Genomic DNA, 20,423 nt, shown 5'->3' with positions numbered 1-20,423 from the left:
GCATTAGCTTAATTAACGAGCATTTCCAGATGAAAGGCTCCGATAATCTTGAAACTAATAATTTTACGATGTTCTATAGATATCATAGCGTCCGAATGTCACGATAAAACATTACAAGGGATTTACGGACCGAAGAAATATCCTTCACTATGGGAAAAATCAGCCTTCAGCATCATGAGTTTTCAGAATAGTCAGCATTTAGCGTATTTATATAAATACAGGAGGTTGTTTAAATGTTTTTTGGTGTGCTGGGAATTATTTATTATATTTTTTCTTTCTTAATTGCGTTTTTGATTATAACAACCCCAATAATGCTATGTCTGGTGTTCTACAGTTCATGTTTAAAGGGAACTTTTACTACGATTCATTTTAATTATGAAGCCATCCTTCCGAATGTATACCTTGATGTATTTTCACAAAGTTGGATACTTCAATGGAAGAGATAGTCAATGGTTTATTTCAAAAAAATGACGTTAAGACTTTGCCTTAACGTCATTTTGCCGTTTCAAACATTATTTCATTCTTTCGTAATCAAACGCAACGTAAAAAAATATAAACCACACCCAATAAATTCGGACTGTGTCATAAAAAGCGCCGACCTTTCTATAGCCTTGAATTAATCTAAAAACGCAAAAGAAGAGTTCCTAAATGTCGCTGTTTTAGGCGTTTTGTTTTTACAGACTTAGTCCCAAATTCTCAAGAATGTACATACCTTAGTATATACGTATATACTGTTACACCAGAAATACAAAATAGGTAATGCAATAATACTCTCTAAGAAACCTTTCCCCCAATATACGCTTTAAGAAGGTGATGATCATCAAGATTGGTATACCAAGAGCGCTCTTATATTATAGATACAAGCATCTTTGGGAAAGTTTTTTTAATGAACTGAAAATTGACTATATTGTAAGCCCGGATACTAACAGAGATATTGTTCGAAAAGGTATAGCCTATGCTATAGACGAATCGTGCTTGTCCTCAAAAATCTACCTAGGGCATGTCGAATGGTTAATCGATCAATGTGACTATATTCTTGTGCCTCGTATTTCAGGCTACGGCAGTGATGGAACGGTGTGTTCCAAGTTCCAAGCCATATACGATGTTGTGGCCAACACGTTTAGAGATAGAAATGTCAATTTATTATCTTATAATATCGACCCAAGAGTCGCCGATTTCGAGATGGTCTCTTTTCTGAAAATGGGTAAAATCCTCGGAAAAAGGAAATCTCAATGTTTATACGCCTACCTTAAAGCTAAACAAGTGCAAAACAATGCACAATTATTAGAGATAAATGAACAGGAACGTTTACTAAATATAAACAAACTTAAGATACTACTGATAGCACACCGCTATAATATCTCTGACAAGTATATTGGAGAGCCAATTCTAAATTTACTGCGTGAGCAAGGAGCTGTTCCTATCATTGGCGATATCGCCCCTAAAAGAGAGACTCTAGCCAAATCTTCCGAACTTACTGAGACATTACCCTGGACCATTAATAAAGAGCTTGTTGGCTCCATACCCATTTTTAAAGATAGAGTCGACGGCATTATCCTTATAAGTACCTTCCCCTGTGGGCCAGATTCTCTAGTAAGTGAAATCATTATCCGACGGGTCACTGATAAACCTATCCTCAATCTCATGATTGACGCACAGGAGGGAAACATCGGAATTGAAACCCGTTTAGAAAGTTTTTTAGATATTATTCGGTTCAAAAAGGATGAGTTCTATGGAAAAGATTAAGGCCAGCTTTCCCCATCTAGGAAATTATTATGCTCCACTAGAGGTCTTATTCACTGAAGGATTCAGTGTAGAATATGTTGTACCACCGCCCATTACCAAAAAAACATTGGCCCTGGGAAGCCGTTACAGTCCGGATTATGTTTGCGCTCCTTTTAAATATAACCTTGGAAACTTTATTGAGACAATTGAAGCCGGTGCCAATACTCTTGTCCAGACGGGCGGTGTATGCAGACTGCGCTATTATGGAGAGCTTCATGAGCAGATCCTTCGTGATTTAGGTTATAACGTAAGATTTGTGAACATGGCCAAGGTTCAGGACAGAAACCCCATTTCCTTTTACAACGGATTAAAGGAAATAAACCCCCAGATGTCTTTAAAAAAAATATCGCAAGTCCTTCCTGTTGTATTGAAGATGATTGAGTATATCGACGAGGCAGAAGACTTCATCCGAAGGAATGTCGGATTTGAAAGAATGATAGGGTCTTTTGACAAAGTCCATGATTCCTTTTTAAACGAACTTCGAACTGTCCGCACCAAAAAAGATCTGAAAGAGACTTATCAAAATTATATGAAACTTTTCAGGGCAATTGAGGTAAACAAGCCTGCACGTCCCCTTAAAGTGGGGATTGTCGGAGAATATTATACGATTATGGAGCCGTTCAGTAATTATTATATTGAGAAAGAACTCGCGCAGCTTGGTATTGTCGTCGATAGATGGATGAATGTTTCCAACTCATTGCTTCATTATCCCAAAAAGCAGCTTAAAGAAAATATTAAAAACTATGCCAAGTATCCGATGGGGGCTACCAGCATGGCAACCATTGACAGAGCACTGGAGTTTGCTAAAAAGGACTACGATGGGATCATTCATGTCAAATCCTTTGGTTGTACACCGGAAATTGATGCCATTCCAGTTCTACAAAATATCAGCAATGATTTTAAAATTCCAATTCTCTATCTTTCCTTTGACACACAATCAAGCGAGACCAGTTTTAATACTCGTCTCGAGGCTTTTTATGACATGATAATCATGAGAAAGGACACTAAGAAATGAGCAAGGCATATTTAGGAATTGATATCGGCTCCATTTCTACCAAAGGGGTGGTCATCGATGAACACAATAAGATTAAGGCAAGTGAGTATCTGTGGACAGAGGGCGACCCCCTAAAAGCCGTTAAACGACTATTGTCCACCTTAAAAGGGCAACTTGACAACACTGACGAAAAAATTGTTGCCGTCGGCACCACAGGCAGTGCCCGTAAGCTGATTGGGGCAATGACGGACGCTGTCGTTATTAAAAACGAGATAACTGCCCACGCCATCGGAGCAATGTCTCTTCATCCAAATGTTCGCACGATTATTGAAATAGGCGGACAAGATTCTAAAATAATTCTGATCGAAAATGGTATTGTAATCGATTATGCCATGAACACTCTTTGTGCAGCCGGAACCGGTTCTTTCCTGTCAAGCCAGGCACAGCGTCTTCACATTAATATCGAAGATTTTGGGCAAATCGCTCTGCAATCAAGTAAACCAACACCCATTGCTGCTCGTTGTACTGTTTTCGCAGAATCTGATCTTGTGCACAAAGCTCAAATCGGCCATAAGAAAGAAGATATCGTTGCTGGTTTATGCAAAGCTGTCGTTACCAACTATCTTAATAATGTTGGTAAGGGTAAAAAGATTATCGATCCAGTTGTGTTCCAAGGCGGCGTAAGCAAAAACGTAGGCGTCATTAAAGCTTTTGAAGAATCGCTTGGGATGCCTGTCATCGTCGATCCTAACAGTCATTTAATCGGTGCCCTCGGTGTAGCAATTCTGGCAAAAAAAACAAATATCGAAAAGGATTTCTTCTTTGGCATTACTGAAATCGAATTCAAAACCATAGGTTATGAATGTAAAAAATGTTCCAATACTTGTGAAATTATCTGCATTTACAAAGAAAATGAAATTATCGATTTCTGGGGAAATAAATGCGAAAAGGGAGCAATCCGGAAATGCCCTTCCAATGCATCCTATCCTCAACGCTCCCTACATGAATGAATAACTTATTTATTCATTCATCTATACTTTTTAACGAAAGGTAGTTTCACCCTTCAGTGGGATGCTCCTAATAACGCTACACGCAGATTTATATCAGTTCCTCTCTACAAACAACGAGACACTATTCACTTGAACTGGGGATGATTTGGGGCGAGTGAATTAGGGACGTGGTGAAAAGGGAAACAGGTTGAAATATTGCACCAATTTCTAGGCTACAACGACACAGTTTCTTCCACGCCCTTTACCTTTATACAGCGCATTGTCGGCCTTCTTTATTATATCTTCAATTATTTGATAATCTTGGCTATCGGCTATTCCAAATGTCATCGTAACAGAAACTTGAGTCTCATTATATTCGATTATTTGTTCTTCAATTATTCCTTTGATTCGATCCACTAATGTATGTGCACCTTCGACTTCGGTTTCAGGAAGGAATAGCAAAAATTCCTCTCCCCCCCACCTAGATACAAAATCTTGTTCTCGCACGGTATCCATAAGGCTTTTGGATATCACTTTAAGAACAAAGTCCCCGCAGTCATGTCCATAGGTGTCATTAATCTTCTTAAAATAATCAATGTCCGCAATAACAAGAGAAAATTTCTTTTTTTGGGGTCTTTTGAGCTCACTTTCTATTTTTTCCATAATGTATCTTCTATTGTATAACCCAGTTAGGGGATCTGAGCTGGAGGTCCACTCCAATCTCTCCATCTTATATTGCATAGATATTATTCGAGATGCTGATGAAATCCCGCTAAATACAAACACGTATCCCAGGATAATAAATATCAAAAGCAGAAACATATTCCATGTATAATTTAGGGTTTTCAGACCTTCAATAGATGTCGTATAATTATTGATTAACAATATAAAAGCAAGAACTGGATAAAGAGACATAAAACCTATAGCTTTATTAGATACTTTATTAAGAACTTCTTTATATGGACTACTTAAATAAAAACTGGAGGTTAATAACAGCATTAACTGCAAACCTTCTCGAAGAAAATATACAAGAGTAAGATTATATTTGATTTCGTTAATACCTGAAAACATTTCTGCAATTTTAACAGAAATAACCAAACAGATTGTCGAGAACATCCAAATACTAAACATAGCAAATATCTTTTTTGATATTGGTTCATTAAATACAATATGAATATACGCTAAATATAGACAGGAAATCAAATATAATACATATTCTAGAATCACTGGATTGTGAATATATTTTTCTGCAAGAATATTAATTATGTACGTACATATAGTAGTTAAGATAAAAGCATTTATGCAAAATATTATTGACTTTTTCCGAGAAAGCAAGGTATGTGTTGTTAACGTGTTAAGTACTGCAATAAAAAACAAGTATAATACTGAAGAGAATATCAACTCAATCCCCCTCTAGAATTATTAGTCTGCTAACATTTACTGCATTCTACATGTTTCCTCCATATCCTCTATTAATTCAAAAGTAATCAAGAAATATAGACGCCAAGTATTTAGCCTACTTATTAATACCCTCTTTATCCAGTTGATTCCATTATATAAACTGTCGTCGTTACTGGGTATTTGAATAATGTTTCATTGACCGCATGCCCTTACTAGCAGTTAACGAACAAGGTATAGCAATCTTGATTACGTATCTGCACCCCAAATAGGATCATGTTGCCGAATCTTTGATAAAGGACTTAAATCGAGTTAGCGCAGGTGACGAATACCCCTGAGATCTCCAGATCATGTGAATGCTCAGAGAACATCTGGGATTACGCACACGAATTAGTGAAACCTTTTTCAGATCAATCCCCGGAAAGAGCGGAATCAGTGCAACACCAAATTTAGCGCCGACAAGCCCGGCTACTGTTCTTTCATCGAAGGCCTTGTTTTGTTATCTTCGCAATAGGAATGTTCTTGTTGAGTCAATCGCACGCAAGTTACTTATTCCTAATCGCCGGAGCTTTGATTAGTATCGGTTATGGCTCAGTCACGCCAATTTTACAAACTCAAACGATCGGTTCAGTCGAACCACACAGGGTGGGTTTAGCAAACTCCTTATTCTTTAATTCGATGGATGCCGGTATGGCAATCGGCGCATATGTCTTAGGGATTATAGCCAGTGGTTCGGGATATCAATCCATTTATGCAGCTGAAGTGGTGCTGATTATCGTCACTGGACTTCAATATTTAGTACTTACTCACAACAAAGAAGCTCTTGATATCCAGCCCGGGCTTTCTAGTGAAATTACAGGGAAGTGAAAACTAATTGCCTTCTTTGCACCTACCGGAACAAAAATCTTCTTAGTTCTGGTTACTCAGGTGTAAAGAAGGTTACTCTGTAACATCACGTAGTGTTGCATGGTTTTCCTATTATTATAGTGCAAAAAGCATAAGCAAAAAGCACCTTCCTTATCCAGAAGATGCCTCTTAAAATAGTACCTTGTCCAATAGATACGCTCATATTTAGTATTTACGTTTAATGAGTTAACATAAACGTCCTTTGTGTTGCCGTTTGCAGGGTTAAACCACATTAGGTGCTTGAAATAGTGAATTTAGAAAGCAGTTCCGAAGAGCGTAGTCTTTAAAGCCGCTTAGACCAGCAGCAATGCTTTGCTTTGCGGCCACTACCGCAGGGACAGGGATCATTGCGTCTAACATCTCGCCACTGGGCCTGTGACTCGGCAAGCAGTTCAGCCTTAATTGCGTCCGTTGTTAACCCTTGTTTTCTGAGCTGCATGACGCGTCTCAACGGCTGTTCAGCATGAGCATAAAAATGCTGTAACCCACTACATAAATAATTAAGTCCCTGCTCTCCATTCTCCGCTAAGATGAACCTGTCTTTTGGACATCCCCCATTACATATCTCAAGCCATGAACAAGAACAGCATTGTAGTGGAAGTTTGGTCTGCTTCTCATTACCGAAGCGATGTTGTACCGGTAAGTCCACCAGTACACTCAGTGGGGAAGATTCAATGTCACCAATGTGGTGGTCAGGATTAACAAAGTGATCGCACGAGTATACACTACCGTCATGCTCAACGATGAGTACTCGGCCACAGGTTGGTGCCATCCAGCATAAGCTGGCATTACCTCCAGACCATACCAATGCTATTTCCGCGAATAGTTGAACGTCCAGCCGTCCAAGATCGTGTAGGATCCATTCGTCGAAAACCGTACACAAAAAATCTCCGTATTCTTCGCTCGTCACAGAGTCCGCTGTCGTCCTTCCGTCCTCAGTGAGCCGTACAATTGGAATGAATTGAATCCATCCTGTATTAAGTTCTTTAAGCGCCCGGTAAACGGCGAGCGGTTCTTTTGCTGTTTCGGATGTTACGGTACACAGCAAATCGGGCTGAATACCATGAGATTGCAAACGGCGGACAGACGCAACTGCCCGTTCATAAGAGCCGCTGCCACTGTGATCTTTGCGATTTTTGTCATGCAGCCATTGTGTACCGTCTATACTCAGCCCTACATCAAAGTGGGCGTCAGCCAAAAATGAACACCACTCGTCATCCAGCAGAATCCCGTTGGTCTGAAGATTGTTCCAACAGCTCCATCCTTCCGGGAGGTAGCGTTTCTGCAGTTTCAAAACAAGACGGTAGAAGTCCAATCCGGCTAATGTAGGTTCCCCGCCATGCCATGTGAACTGTACGACAGGCCCCGGGCTTGACGCTATATATTGATGGATATATGTTTCCAAAAGGCTGTCCGACATACGAAATTGTTGATGCTGGCTCTTTAAAAAACGTTCTGTCTCTAAATAGTAACAGTAACTGCATTTCAAGTTACACAGCGACCCGACCGGCTTAGCCATAACAACAAATGGCTGCATCTTAATCTCTCTTCTCCGTACTCAGATGTTCACCGAAAAAGTCAAAAACTTTCTTCCAGGCATCCATCGCCTGCTGCGGTCGATACATTTGGGTGTGATAATACATAAATCCGTGTCCTGCGTCATCATACCGGTAGAATTGATAATTTTTTCCGTATTTCTTAAGCTCTTCTTCCTGCAGGTCAACCTGTTCCGGCGTCGGAAACTTGTCGTCATTTCCAAACAGCCCCAAAAGAGGACAGCCTAACTCAGATGTATAGTCAATTGGAGCAACAGGGCGGGCTGGTGTCAGTTCTTCTTTGGGAACGACTACGCGCCCCCCCCAGCAATCGACTGCTGCATCAAGACCACTGACCTTGCATGCCGCAAGAAAGGCGTGGCGTCCGCCAGAGCACATACCAATGACGCCTACTTTTCCATTGGAATAAGGTAACGAATTAAGGTAATCCAAAGCCCCCTCACAATCACCCATTACGCTATCATCGGCAACGCCACCTGCGTCGCGGGCTTTCGTCGATATCTCATCTGGAGTCCCGTGCCCGAACCGGCAATAAATGTCGGGGCAAAGAGCTAGGTAACCATGTTGGGAGAAGCGGCGGGCGGTCTCACGGCAGAACTCATCCCATCCGGGCATATGAGGAATCAAAATTATCCCCGGGAACGGTCCTTTCCCCAGCGGTCGTGAAAAGTAGGCATGTATCTGATCACCTTTATGCCCGGGCATTGTGATAGTTTCAGCCAGCATTCCTTCATACTCATCAGTTCTTAATTGGTTCCACATAATAACCCTCCTTATGTGCTATTTATAGTATTTTCATCTAATTATATATTCAATGGACAATTATGGCTACTCGATCTACTCCACCTCACTTGGTTGCTGAAGTTTTGCTCTGCTGTAAATTTAGTCTCCTCAAGAAATTAGCCGCCCTTTTATTGTGTATTCATAATGCTAATCAGCCCCGGTTTCAATATTGAAAATTGGGGCTGATTAACTATTTTCAAAAAAATCCTCAGATATTGGATATATGTTAACTTTTAGTTTTGTACCCCCCATTTATTTCTACTAAATATGACACTTCACATAAGTTAGTACCCGCTTTTCAATCTTACGTACTTCTTCCCGTGAAACTTTAAATATCGACTCAATTTCGTTTAGAGGTACAGTTATTCCATTATCGAGTCCAAATCTTGTCTTGATTATTTGCTGTTCACGTTCATTCAGACAATTCTCGATTGCTTCAATTATTTGTTCCCGGGTATACAAAGAATCACCCCATCCATATCATTTTGTTCATTTATTCTTCCTTTTCAAACACTAAGTCATATTTTTTAATTACACCAAAAATATTAAAAACAGTTGGAATAGCAGCGATAAATCTCCAGCCTTCCTTGCTGAACTCATCAATCAGTTTTCTATGTTTTCCGAAGGTGAAATAGCCTGCAGCCTTAGATTCTACATAAATGTACTTATGAATTATTAACACATCCTCTGTATATTAATGTTAATTATTTCCTCGTAGAAATCTCCACCTGACCACCTGCCAGCCTAATCACGGCGTCTATGACTTTGTTTTTCTGCCCGCCTTTTCCCTCTCTCCACACCGAGCATAAAAGTTGCCTGCGACATTACGTTCCATCACACACAAAAAGAGCCCCGCCCGCATAAGCAGAGGCCTTAACATTGTTAGTATATTTCAATAATTACCCAGACCTGAAATCCTTGCTACAGGCGGCTTTTAAAATGTCACGGTTTTCAAACTTACTACGATCTCCACGTGCTGCGTCCACGGTGACATCTCATAGTATAAATTCCAGATTGTTAGTTTTTTAGGAACCGAAGGAAGTATGTTTACCGCAGATGCAATGGCCTGTACCGATATTGTTTTTTAGTTGAATTGTGTCATTTATCATCTTATTTATTTGCGACAACAAGTCAGTAAATTTATGCTGTGCCTTAAAATAGGGGCCAGCAGACAGGTCTTTATTTAGCTCTTCTTCCAGAACTCTAAGTTCTCTAAACTGCTGGGCAGTAGCCTTTTTTCCTTGACGGAACAGATTTTCTAATTCAGTTTGTAACTTATTAAAGCGTTCAATCAAATCTTGTGCATCGATATCATTTATTAGTATTGTCTCAGTTCTAATTAGTTCTTGAAATTCATCTGATTGAGCAATAGCTTCACACAAATCCTTTGCTTTAGTCAATACAGTCATTTGAATTCCTCCCTATAATTAAATTACTTCAGCCTTATAGGTCCCTTCGTTTTATTAGAACTCAACTCTACTTCTTACATTACAAGATTCTAAAAAGAGCTAAGCCTCTCGCCATCTTCAAAAACATTCCGTGTAAAGGTAGACAATAATCCTCTCCCTTTCGATCATTAGATGCCAAAACTTTACACAAATTGCCCATCAATTCTCGACTCTGCGTTACCGCACTCATCACTCATCACTTATCACTTATACATCACAAGCTCTATATCCCTTTGTTATGTGACTTTAAATTTTTCTTAGCTAAAACTTATTTGAAGTTCTTTTCTCTTATTTTACCTTTAATACTTTAATTATTGTGTCGATTTATCTGGCTCAAAATAATAAAATATTCCCTCTCTTCTTACTCTTTACTCTACTCTATACCTTCAGCTAGCTAAACGATGAACAAGGTTAATTTTAGCTCTAATAGCTTTGGAATGCTTGAGGATGATAAAAATTGTTAATACACAAATCGGAATATTCGTTTGTAGGAATCTTTCCAAAAACGCCAAATGCCATTGAAGTTTATTATACCCGGAGGTATAATCAAAGCAATAAAACTAGTTTGAATTATTAAAACACTTAGTCTATTCTGGAATAACTCTTTAAAATAGGGCTTCACCGCGATCGTTTCCTAGTATTTAACGATAAATTTATAGTCGTTAAATACAAAATGCAGTTCTTATCATAGCTTTTATTTATGAAGGAGGAGTGGTTAAATATGGAGATTGAGAGCATCATCATTGGCTTTACCCCTGAAAATTTTAATAGTATGCCTGAATCATTAATTGATAAGTATACCCTTGCCGCAAACCCGTCTTGATGTCCCTGCCGACTCTACAGTAAGCTTTACCCTTAGCTATGACAAAAATCGAAGATTCTAAAACATAAATTTGATCTGCGAAGCGCTTGTCAGGTCTTCGCAGATCATCTGAGGAGAGATGAGCATGAGCATGAGCATAGCCACACGTCAAGTGTATTGGAACATTGAAGGAGAGCACTGGCTCTATTTGTTCTTCATCATTGCACTTATTTTCTTCGGCTACGGAGTGTACAAACGAGTATCACTTTGGAAATTAGGTCAACCTGAGAATCGCTGGAAAGATCTATGGCAGGGCATAAAAGATATTCTTGTCTATGGATTCGGGCATAAGCGAATCCTGAAAGATTCTTATCCGGGTATGATGCACTTTGGTATTTTTGGGGGATTTGTATTATTAGCCTTTGCAACAGCAACGATCACTTTGCAAGCTGATTTTGGCTTACAAATATTCCATGGATGGCTTTATCTGTTTATAAAACTGACAGCGAATCTCTTTGGATTGGCAGCGATTCTCGGTATCGTAATAGCAGCATATCGTCGCTATATACAAAGACCTGATCGCCTAGATAATAAAACGGATGACGCAATCACCCTAGCCTTAATATTTATAATACTACTTACAGGCTTCCTAATTGAAGGAGCTCGTATTGCGGCAACACCTGATCCATGGGCCGGATGGGGATTTATTGGACAATGGATATCAATACCCCTCAAAGCATCCCTTAATCAAGCACAGTTACTTTCATTGCATAGATTTTTATGGTGGTTCCATCTACTCTTAGCAATGACGTTCATCGCTTACTTCCCTTATTCCAAGCTGTTCCATTTGCTATTGGGTCCATTAAATATAGTTTTCCGTAACAGAGGACCCATCGGAATCCCTGAGCTTATAGATTTTGAAGATGAAGGTCTTGAAACCTTTGGGAAAAGTCAACTGCGCGAGTTTTCTTGGAAAACTTTATTTAATACGGATGTTTGCTTGCGTTGTGGACGTTGCCAGGATAACTGTCCAGCTTATTTAAGCGGGAAACACTTAAATCCCAAAAAGATCATTCAGGATATGCGGCTTTTAATGGAAGAAGTAGGTACAGCCGTCAAAGCTGCACAGAAAGACGCTTTAACTAATCAAACAGCGGAAGCCGAAACCGCTGCAACCGAAGAGAACGTCGAACTGCCGGTACGTTCTCTCATTGGTGAAGTTATTCCTGAAGAAGACTTATGGTCCTGTACTACGTGCCGTTCTTGTGAGCAGCAATGCCCAGTTTTCGTCGAGCATGTTGATAAAACGATTGAGATGAGACGGAATTTAGTCTTAATGGAAACCAGGTTCCCTGCCGAGGCTCAGCTCGCCTTCAGAAATATGGAGAATAACGGGAATCCCTGGGGCATCGGTTGGACCACACGGGTCGACTATTTAAAAGGATTAGGAGTAAAAACCTTCGAAGAAGACCCTACAGCTGAATATTTATATTGGCCTGGCTGTTCAGGTGCCTTTGATGCACGTAACCAGAAAGTCTCCGCTGCCTTAGTTAAACTGTTACAAACGGCTGGTGTTCATTTTGCAATCTTAGGCAACGAAGAAAAATGCTGTGGTGACTCTGCTCGTAAATTAGGAAATGAATACTTGTTTTATACATTAGCCTCAGAAAACATCGAAGTCATGAAAGGATATGGGGTTAAGAAAATTATTACTCAATGTCCTCATTGCTTCAATATTCTTAAAAATGAGTATCCTCAATTAGACGGTAATTTCGAGGTTGTGCACCATTCAACCTTCTTGCTTGAGCTCGTAAAATCCGGGAAACTTAAACTAAACAATATTTCCGGAAAATCAATTACCTATCATGATTCTTGTTATTTAGGCCGATATAATCAGATATATGATCAGCCCCGTGAATTACTCAAAATTGTTGGCCTTGAAATAAAAGAAATGGCTCATACTGGTGAAAAGAGCTTCTGTTGTGGTGCTGGCGGCGGTCGAATGTGGTTAGAAGAACATGAGGGCAACCGTATTAATGTCATGCGTACAGACGAAGCAATTGCCGCTAAGACAGATTATGTAGGTACCGCATGTCCTTTCTGCTTAACCATGATCGTTGACGGAATAGCGTCTCGTGAAGTAGGAGAAGCTTTAAAAGCTCTCGATATTTCCGAAATTTTAGAAGGTTGTATATAATATTGCTAATCTGTCAGACCTTCAGAGAGGTGTATCATTCAACGATAAGGGTGCAAAAATAGAATAAGCACCACTTAAACTGATGCTTATTATGCCCCTATAAGCCGAAGGGAGTGTCCTAAAACTACTTTTTTAAAGTGGTGAGCGATGCTCCCTATTTCTTTCTCCTATAAATCAACCTGAAGTCCCAATTGCGTTTTCTTCAATATATCGTGCAATGAAAGCACCTACAATCAACGACCAAACAGGAGCACTTAAATTTAAAATCGTAACATTGGATAGTTGCACCAATTCCAACCGCTGCATCATTACTTAATATTAACAGAGCAAGGGGTATGGAAACTGAAAGGAAGCTTAGAAAATTGAATTCAGGGAGTTGAATCGTTGGAACAATACAAAGAATAGTCTGTGTCGGTGTTAAACTATCGGTTTATAAGAATTTCTTTTAATTTCTTCATTTGATTTAATGTTTGTCAAGCAACCCTTTACAATTATTCCAGTCCGATCGGCGTACTTGCTTAATTCTGAATCATGGGTAACTAGCACAATTGTACCGCCATTTTGCCTAAATCCAAGCAACCACTCCATTACCTTTACCAGAAAAACTGTATCCATCATTTTAGTTGGTTCGTCAAGTATTAAAATCTCAGGATTTGTAATAATTACTGAGGCTAAGGCCACCCATTGGCGAAGTGAACGGTTTAGGTCATGGGGATGCTTAGCTTCTATACCTTCTAAGCCAAAATCAGTAATCAATTTGTGAGCTTTTTCTAGAGCATCGTTTTTAGGTATTCCGCGTACTGTAAGATTCCAAGCGATTTCTTCATCAACTCGGGCATTAAAAATTTGATCATCCGGATTTTGAAACAGAATTCCTATATCACGTGCGAGCTTCCAAGTAGGAACCCCATTTATGTCTTTTCCTTTTACTAAGACCCTACCTCTTTGAGGTTTGATTAACCCAATCAAATGTTGAATTAATGTCGATTTACCTGCACCATTTGGCCCCATTAGAGCAAATATTTCTTTTCTGTTAATTTTTAAATTGATGTCTTCAATACCTATTTCCTTTTCATAATGATAAGTTAAGTTTTGCATTTCCAAAATAGTTGACTCATTCCATGTCTGATTGCCATAATTGTCCGTCATTTTCAAAATGTCCTGCTGGAGACTGATGTTTCTTGGTAGCTGCTCATCTTCAGATAATTCCATCTTCGTCAGAAGTCCATCATAAATCATCCGTCCATCTCTGAGGATAATGTGACGAGCAGGCAAATGAAGCGCTTTGCGGGAATTATGCACACAAACAAATATTGTCGTTCCTTCCGCCGCAAGCTTTTTAAGTATCTCCCCGAAAAATTCAGCGCTTTCCGGGTCCAATTGCTCAGTTGGTTCATCAAACAGCAACAGTGGCGGGTCTCCAACTAAGGCAGCAGCGATTGCCGCCTTTTGACGCTCTCCACCGGATAAAGAAATCATTTTTCGTTCGAGTAAGTCTTCCAGCCCCATTAAACGAGCTGTCTTCAATATACGCTCTTCTAACTCAGGTCCTTCAATCTTCAGACTTCTTAAGGGAAAAGCCAGCTCATCGTATACTTTCTCCATTAAGAAAACATCCGAATCCTGCAGCACTACACCAATAGCTGCGGCACCCCGACTATTTTCTGCTAAAGCTTCCTGACGGTGAATTTGACCTTCGATTTTCCCAGTAATAACGGATGGAATAATATCGGATATACAGCCTAAGAGAGTTGATTTCCCACTGCCATTATTTCCACTAATGACAATGATTTCACCCGTATTGGCTGTAAAAGAAATATCCTTGAGGGCCGGCTCTTTCGCTCCATTGTAAGTAAAACTTAAATGATCGATTCTAACAGACACCATAACCAATGCCCTCTCTTTTTAAGATTTCACAAGCCAGCCAAAAGGCTTGCGTTTGCCAAAAGAAGATTAGCAATCAAAAATCCGAAACTTAGAAATATAACAAGTTTATCACTATTACCTAGCATCAGATTTCTCTTCTCTATATGAAGACCATATCCCCGTACATGTAAAAGTTGAGCTAAAACTTGCCCTCGCACAAGAGCTTTTACTATGATCGGAATCAAGATGACGAGATAAGCATACAAACGCTGCCAGGGAAAACGGCCATGCCGCAGTCCTCTGGCAGTTTGAACTTTAAGAGTAATTTCCATCTGTTGATGCATGACAGGCAGAGTCGATAAGACAAGTGCCAAAATGATCCCAAGATCAGGATGAATCCAACTCATGGCAGAAATAATTTCATGGAGTGGATTGAGCAGTAAGAAGAGTTGGGCTAGAGCAGCAATATTGAATAACCGCAAAGCTGTAATCAATCCATAATTAAAACCTTCTATACCAAAGATGTAGACATAATGAATGTTGGACGGATTTACCAAGGAATGAATCAATACAATAACGCATCCTAGATACAGTATGGGCAGCAAACGAGAGACTAGTTGCCCCAATACATGAAAGAGAGCTGCAAAAGCTAAAAATGTTAAAAAATATGCTAATAGCGGTTTCCAGGAGTGCCAGGCCATTAAAGAAATAAGAACAAACAGTACTGAAGCAGCACGAGGCCCAGTCCTAATCTTGTGCAATATTGACTTATACAACTAAATTTGTTTCCTTTCCCGCAATACCTTTTAAATTGCTAGGTAAACGTCGGATGATAAACATCACTAAATAAGCACTTATTAGTTTGTCAAAAAGGTTGGAAGGGATTCGGGCCAAGAAAGCACTTGCAAAAATCTCATGACTGGAGTTCAATAAAACTGTATAGAGTATATCTACCCCGCCTCCTGTTACTCCTCCAAAAAGATATACGGCAATGGGTGTTCCTAGGATTGGAGCCAAGAAGGCCAATATGATTCCAACCAGCAGCGGACTAATATAATCCTGAAATCCTCGTTTTCTAGCGATGAAACCAACGACTAAACCAATAACACCATTGACAATCGCAAACGGTATCGTCATAGGATCGGTTGCTATACCTTGAAAAACGTTACTCAATATTCCAGTTAAAGCGCCAAGCCAAGGACCTAAGATCACTGCCGCCAGCATTGTGCCAATACTATCTAAGAAGAGAGGAAGTTTTAGAGCCGTATTCAAAGTACCGCCGACAATATTTATAACAATACCTATAGCAATTAAGGTTAGAGCAACTTTTTTATTCATAGTCTTCTTCCTTTCCTTCACTATGTAGTATATAAGAGCCTAATTTATCCAAGCTCTCTTCCGGTTTATCCTCATCTATACCAATAACTTCAATAGTAATGGATTTAGAACGCAAACGTTGTTCTAAGATTTCCATGAAAACACCTTTGCCTTGTATCATTTGTAATTGGTCAATCTTATTTTCTAACTCACGATTCTGAGAAAGCTCACCACCCCATGGTCCTTCGCAAGTATACGATACTCCACATGAGGGGCTGCCGTTGATGCCGAGAATGGGGCCAACAGGAACATTGCAGCGCTTATATTCTTCCACCTGATTCACAATTTCCTCGACCAATAGTTCACAATGCTTGCGATAGAAAACAGAATTATATTGATATCGTGTCTGCCCCCAGCGCGTTAGCCCTCCGTGAAGCAGCTCGGGACAAGGAAGTTGGAGAATTCCGTATTGATTTTCTCTAAGTAACTTATGTATTTTGATTGCCAAATCAGAATTATCAGGTGAACCGCGCACTTTAGAAAATGGGTTTAATAAGCAATGGGATAGCAAAACAATCTTTCCTGTCACTTTAATACCTCCAATATTATTACATTAATTCCATAATATATTATATAACATTATGGTTATATATGTCGTTCACTTTTCTGTTATGCACGAAAGCCCCCATAAAATGATTTATCCCGCTTATTTGCGGGATAAATCATTTTATGGCGCGCCACTTAATATTCGAACTAGGGAGATGGCAACTAAGAGACGGTTGCGCTGCCAACTGAGCTGGCAGCGCAATTTCAGTATTAGCAACTACCGCCGCATCCTCCGCAGCAACCGCTGTCACATCCTCCGCCATTAAAGGGTACTGCCGGACGTATCTCAAAGCCTCCGCCGGTTTCTGTCTCCATATAGTCTATGACGGCTCCTTCTAAATAATTAGAGAGTTTCTTCTCTATGAGTATTGAAACACCGTATTCTTCGTCCAGAATATCATCATCCGTTTTCGAATCATCAAGAGCCATGCCGAAATTCGGGCCGCTGCAGCCCATCCCCGCAAGATAAAGACGGAGAGATGAATTCTCTTTGTTTTGGGCTTTTAGTATTTCTTTAACTTTTTGGGCTGCAAGTTCAGTTATTTTAACCATCTAACGTCACTCCTTTTTAAACTATATTCGAATTTTATACTTTTGATTTAACCAATCTTTGTAAGTTTTACGCCACAGGCCTTATATTCGTAGGTTTTAGAAACTTTGTCTGAAGCTCCATTGGTTAAGACATTAGTAGGCGTCTCCTTATAATGAAACGTCATAAAAACTATACCAGATGGAACACGATCAGTTATTTGAATCTTTGTTTCCAGTTCCCCTCGTCGGGAAGTCACTTTTACTCGTTCCCCATTTTCAACGTCCAGCCTTTTAGCATCCAAAGGGTTAATCTCTGCTAATTCTTTCGGAGAATAGCTATCGAGTGCCTCTGAGTTCTGCGTAAAAACATTATAATGTGAAAGTTTACGGCCTGTGCTGAGAAGGAACGGGTACTGTTCATCAGGCAGTTCATTCGCCTCCTGATAGGAAATTGCCATAAAGAGTCCTTTACCGCGCGAGAATCTTTCTTGGTGTAAGACCTGACTCCCGGGATGTTCTGGGGTCGGTACCGGCCACTGCAGTCCTTGCGTCCCAAGACGCTGATGGGTAACTCCTCCGTACAAAGGCGTAAGCCTTGCCACTTCCCGCATGATTTCTGCTGAAGAGTTATAGGAAAACGGATATCCCATACGGTTGGCGAGTTCACAAAGGATTTCTCCATCAGTTTTAGCATTACTAATAGGCAGGATAGCCTGATTGACCATCTGAATTCGCCGTTCGGCATTGGTAAATGTTCCGCTCTTTTCTGCAAAACTAGCTCCTGGCAAAACAACATCCGCCATTTTAGCCGTCTCTGACATAAAGATGTCTTGTACTACAAGGAAATCAAGGGATTTCAGTCCCCTGCGCACATGATTGGCATCGGCATCGGTAACCACCGGATCTTCGCCCATAATATACATAGCGCGTAAATCTTTGTTAATGGCTGCCGGAAACATATCAGGAAGCATGAGTCCAACATTTGGACTTAGCGTTACGCCCCATGCTTCTTCAAATTTCTTTTGGACCTCTGGATTTGTAACCTTCTGGTACCCTGGATAGTCGCCAGGCAATGCACCCATGTCACATGACCCTTGAACATTATTTTGTCCACGCAAGGGATTAACTCCAGAATATTTCTTACCTACATTGCCCGTTAGCATAGCAAGGTTTGCCAAACTCATTACGTTATCCGTACCTGTGGTGTGCTCTGTTATCCCCAAGGTGTAGAAAATCATGGCCCGTTCTGTCGTAGCATAGATTTTAGCCGCCTCAATAAGCTGTTCCACGGGAACACCAGTGATCTGACTCACTAATTCCGGCGGGTAATTTCCAAGGTTCTCACGGAATTCTTCAAACCCTTCTGTACGTTTTTCGATGAACGAACGATCTTCCCAGCCATTTGCTAGAATAATGTTCATGATCCCATTAATGAGAGCAACATCCGTCCCTGGGCGGAGTCTTAGCCATAGATCCGAACTCTCTGCCAGTTCAATTTTGCGAGGATCAGCGACAATTAGCTTTGCCCCTTTGGCTAAGGCTTGTTTCATCTTTGCTCCAACGACAGGGTGAGCTTCTGTGGGGTTAGCACCAATAACAAACATAACTTTGGCATCCGGAATTTCGTCGAAAGAGTTCGTTGAAGCTCCTGACCCGAATGAAACTGCCAGTCCGGCTACTGTAGGGGCGTGACAGACTCTGGCACAGTGGTCGATATTGTTGGTCCCGATGACCGCACGCATGAACTTTTGCATGAGATAATTTTCCTCGTTCGTGCAATGAGCTGAACTTAAGGCAGCAAGGGCACTCGCTCCATAATCATATTTAATTTCTTGAAACTTTTTTGCCACTAAGTCTAAGGCCTCATCCCATTCTGCAGGAACCAATACCCCTTTTTTTCGTATCAAAGGTGACGTTAACCGATTTTGGTTGTAAATCATATCCATCCCGAACCGCCCTTTGACACATAAGGCTTTACCATTAACCGGAGCATTGGGGTTTGAGGTTACGCCAATGACTTTTCCGTCTTTCACGTTAAGATCGAAGTTGCAGCCTGTCCCACAAAATGGGCAAGTGGTTTGAACTTTCGCTACGTTCCAGGGACGTCCCTTGCCAGCCATCTTCTTTTCAGTTAACGCTCCGACCGGACAGACCGAGACACAGGAACCACAGAAGACGCAATCAGATTCGTGATAGGGAAGATTAAAAGCCGGACCGACTTGGGTATCGAAGCCACGGAAAGAGAAATCCAAAACGCTCCGTCCTTGGATCTCATCACACGCCCGAATGCATTTACCGCACAAGATACATTTATTAGGATCTCTTATAATGAAGGGGTTTTCTTTGTCCACAGGAAGATTACGGCGCTCACCTTGATAAAGCGCTCCGGTGACACCGTATTCATAAGCATATTGGGCTAAGGAGCAGTTCCCCATCCTTTGACATGTCATACAATCTAACGGATGATTCGCCACCAACAGTTCCAGAATTGTTTTGCGGGCTGCCCGAACTCTGGAATTTTGAGTTTGAACGACCATGCCTTGGGTAACCTGGGTCACACAAGATGGGGGAAGATTACGTATCCCTTCAATTTGAACGATACACAAACGACAAGCACCGGCAGAGGTGAGTTCCGGGTCATGACACAAGGTTGGAATTGAGATATCATGCATGCGACAGGCTTCAAGTACAGTCGTTCCTTTTGGGACACTGACTTCTCGTCCATCAATGGTTAAAGTAAACCACTCCAAAATGTCTCACTCCTCATTCACAACATAATCAATCATAACATAATAATTATGTAGTGTCATTCGATTTAACTTATAACACATATTATAGCCTTTCGAAACTTTATACGCTAGTCTTTCTTAAATATTTATTATGAAAATTTCAACAACGCCAGAAAACTTGTTCAACTAAAGCTGAACATCGGGGCTTCGGTGGGGGACTCTATACCCCCACCGAAGCAAGGTATGGGAACCACTCCCACTTGACGTGGGAGTCTTACGATTGGATCAAAGTTTTCCAACCGCAACTATAATTCCGCCTTTTGTTTTCTTCTCTTGTCTAACTCTATTTCCATACCTCTTACTCCGTCCGATCATGTCCTGCTTGTATAATTCAGTTTGTTGGCTTTCATTTATTGAAACTAGATCAGTAATATAATTCTCGATATGGTTCCAGTTTAAAAAGGTTCTTCATACTTATATTGTGTAATGACCTTTTCCTAATGAGTTCATGTTTCA

17 protein-coding genes and 1 pseudogene are annotated in these 20,423 nt (G+C 40.4%); 5 read left to right on the top strand and 13 right to left on the bottom strand.

The genetic code is table 11. The annotated features are described in order from the left end of the window. Positions 1–813 precede the first annotated feature (813 nt). From ACPUYX_RS14165 to ACPUYX_RS14155, 3 genes are read left to right on the top strand one after another with little or no spacing between them, the layout of a single operon-like run. Complete coding sequence (locus ACPUYX_RS14165) at positions 814–1,746, top strand: acyl-CoA dehydratase activase-related protein (protein ID WP_426380338.1); 933 nt, start codon at positions 814–816, stop codon at positions 1,744–1,746. After that, positions 1,733–2,800, top strand: coding sequence for a hypothetical protein (locus ACPUYX_RS14160; RefSeq protein ID WP_426380277.1), 1,068 nt, complete (start codon positions 1,733–1,735; stop codon positions 2,798–2,800). The genes ACPUYX_RS14165 and ACPUYX_RS14160 overlap by 14 nt, the downstream gene beginning before the upstream one ends. Beyond that, entirely contained in the window at positions 2,797–3,789 is a 993-nt protein-coding gene (locus ACPUYX_RS14155) for an acyl-CoA dehydratase activase (protein WP_426380276.1), read from the top strand. The genes ACPUYX_RS14160 and ACPUYX_RS14155 overlap by 4 nt, the downstream gene beginning before the upstream one ends. Before the next feature lie 207 nt (positions 3,790–3,996). On the opposite strand, the gene ACPUYX_RS14150 is transcribed toward ACPUYX_RS14155, so the two are convergent. Next, positions 3,997–4,899, bottom strand: coding sequence for a GGDEF domain-containing protein (locus tag ACPUYX_RS14150; RefSeq protein WP_426380275.1), 903 nt, complete (start codon positions 4,897–4,899; stop codon positions 3,997–3,999). Between the two features lie 541 nt (positions 4,900–5,440). Then, positions 5,441–5,629 (bottom strand): annotated as a pseudogene (locus tag ACPUYX_RS14145) (LysR family transcriptional regulator); the annotation flags it as partial. Positions 5,630–5,691: 62 nt separating this feature from the next. On the opposite strand from ACPUYX_RS14145, the gene ACPUYX_RS14140 reads away from it, so the two are divergent. Continuing rightward, positions 5,692–6,033, top strand: a complete 342-nt coding sequence (locus ACPUYX_RS14140) for an MFS transporter (RefSeq protein WP_426380274.1) — start codon at positions 5,692–5,694, stop codon at positions 6,031–6,033. Between the two features lie 322 nt (positions 6,034–6,355). Here ACPUYX_RS14140 and ACPUYX_RS14135 read toward each other — a convergent pair whose 3' ends face one another. The 5 genes from ACPUYX_RS14135 to ACPUYX_RS14115 all read right to left on the bottom strand — a co-directional run bounded on the left by ACPUYX_RS14135 (position 6,356) and on the right by ACPUYX_RS14115 (position 9,820). After that, on the bottom strand, positions 6,356–7,591 hold the full coding sequence (locus ACPUYX_RS14135) for an anaerobic sulfatase maturase (protein WP_426380337.1): 1,236 nt from the start codon (positions 7,589–7,591) through the stop codon (positions 6,356–6,358). 19 nt (positions 7,592–7,610) lie between these two features. Next, positions 7,611–8,390, bottom strand: coding sequence for a dienelactone hydrolase family protein (locus tag ACPUYX_RS14130; RefSeq protein ID WP_426380273.1), 780 nt, complete (start codon positions 8,388–8,390; stop codon positions 7,611–7,613). Positions 8,391–8,672: 282 nt separating this feature from the next. Continuing rightward, a complete protein-coding gene (locus tag ACPUYX_RS14125) occupies positions 8,673–8,873 on the bottom strand; it encodes a sigma factor-like helix-turn-helix DNA-binding protein (protein WP_088225094.1) in 201 nt (66 codons plus the stop codon). Positions 8,874–8,904: 31 nt separating this feature from the next. Further along, positions 8,905–9,093, bottom strand: a complete 189-nt coding sequence (locus ACPUYX_RS14120; RefSeq protein ID WP_426380272.1) for a DUF4177 domain-containing protein — start codon at positions 9,091–9,093, stop codon at positions 8,905–8,907. A gap of 343 nt (positions 9,094–9,436) precedes the next feature. Next, on the bottom strand, positions 9,437–9,820 hold the full coding sequence (locus ACPUYX_RS14115) for a YlbF family regulator (protein WP_426380271.1): 384 nt from the start codon (positions 9,818–9,820) through the stop codon (positions 9,437–9,439). 986 nt (positions 9,821–10,806) lie between these two features. On the opposite strand from ACPUYX_RS14115, the gene ACPUYX_RS14110 reads away from it, so the two are divergent. Further along, entirely contained in the window at positions 10,807–12,858 is a 2,052-nt protein-coding gene (locus ACPUYX_RS14110) for a heterodisulfide reductase-related iron-sulfur binding cluster (protein WP_426380270.1), read from the top strand. A 417-nt stretch (positions 12,859–13,275) separates the two neighbouring features. Here the strand turns inward: ACPUYX_RS14110 and ACPUYX_RS14105 are convergent, their stop codons facing one another. The 6 genes from ACPUYX_RS14105 to fdhF form a co-directional block, all read right to left on the bottom strand. Further along, entirely contained in the window at positions 13,276–14,745 is a 1,470-nt protein-coding gene (locus ACPUYX_RS14105; protein WP_426380269.1) for an ABC transporter ATP-binding protein, read from the bottom strand. Positions 14,746–14,771: 26 nt separating this feature from the next. Further along, entirely contained in the window at positions 14,772–15,293 is a 522-nt protein-coding gene (locus ACPUYX_RS14100) for an energy-coupling factor transporter transmembrane component T (protein WP_426380268.1), read from the bottom strand. 199 nt (positions 15,294–15,492) lie between these two features. Further along, positions 15,493–16,062, bottom strand: coding sequence for a CD3073 family putative ECF transporter S component (locus ACPUYX_RS14095; RefSeq protein ID WP_426380267.1), 570 nt, complete (start codon positions 16,060–16,062; stop codon positions 15,493–15,495). Further along, positions 16,055–16,630: a CD3072 family TudS-related putative desulfidase gene (locus ACPUYX_RS14090; RefSeq protein WP_426380266.1), complete on the bottom strand. Its 576-nt coding sequence runs from the start codon at positions 16,628–16,630 to the stop codon at positions 16,055–16,057. Before ACPUYX_RS14090 ends, ACPUYX_RS14095 begins: the two co-directional genes overlap by 8 nt. A gap of 227 nt (positions 16,631–16,857) precedes the next feature. Further along, positions 16,858–17,199, bottom strand: a complete 342-nt coding sequence (locus ACPUYX_RS14085; RefSeq protein WP_426380265.1) for a HesB/IscA family protein — start codon at positions 17,197–17,199, stop codon at positions 16,858–16,860. A 47-nt stretch (positions 17,200–17,246) separates the two neighbouring features. Beyond that, the gene (gene fdhF, locus ACPUYX_RS14080; protein WP_426380264.1) at positions 17,247–19,928 is read right to left on the bottom strand and encodes a formate dehydrogenase subunit alpha; all 2,682 of its coding nucleotides are present in this window, start codon (positions 19,926–19,928) and stop codon (positions 17,247–17,249) included. Positions 19,929–20,423: the final 495 nt, after the last annotated feature.

It is taken from the genome of Desulfosporosinus sp. SYSU MS00001, assembly GCF_049943955.1.
GTDB lineage: Bacteria > Bacillota > Desulfitobacteriia > Desulfitobacteriales > Desulfitobacteriaceae > Desulfosporosinus.
This window is presented reverse-complemented; position numbering and strand designations above follow the sequence as displayed.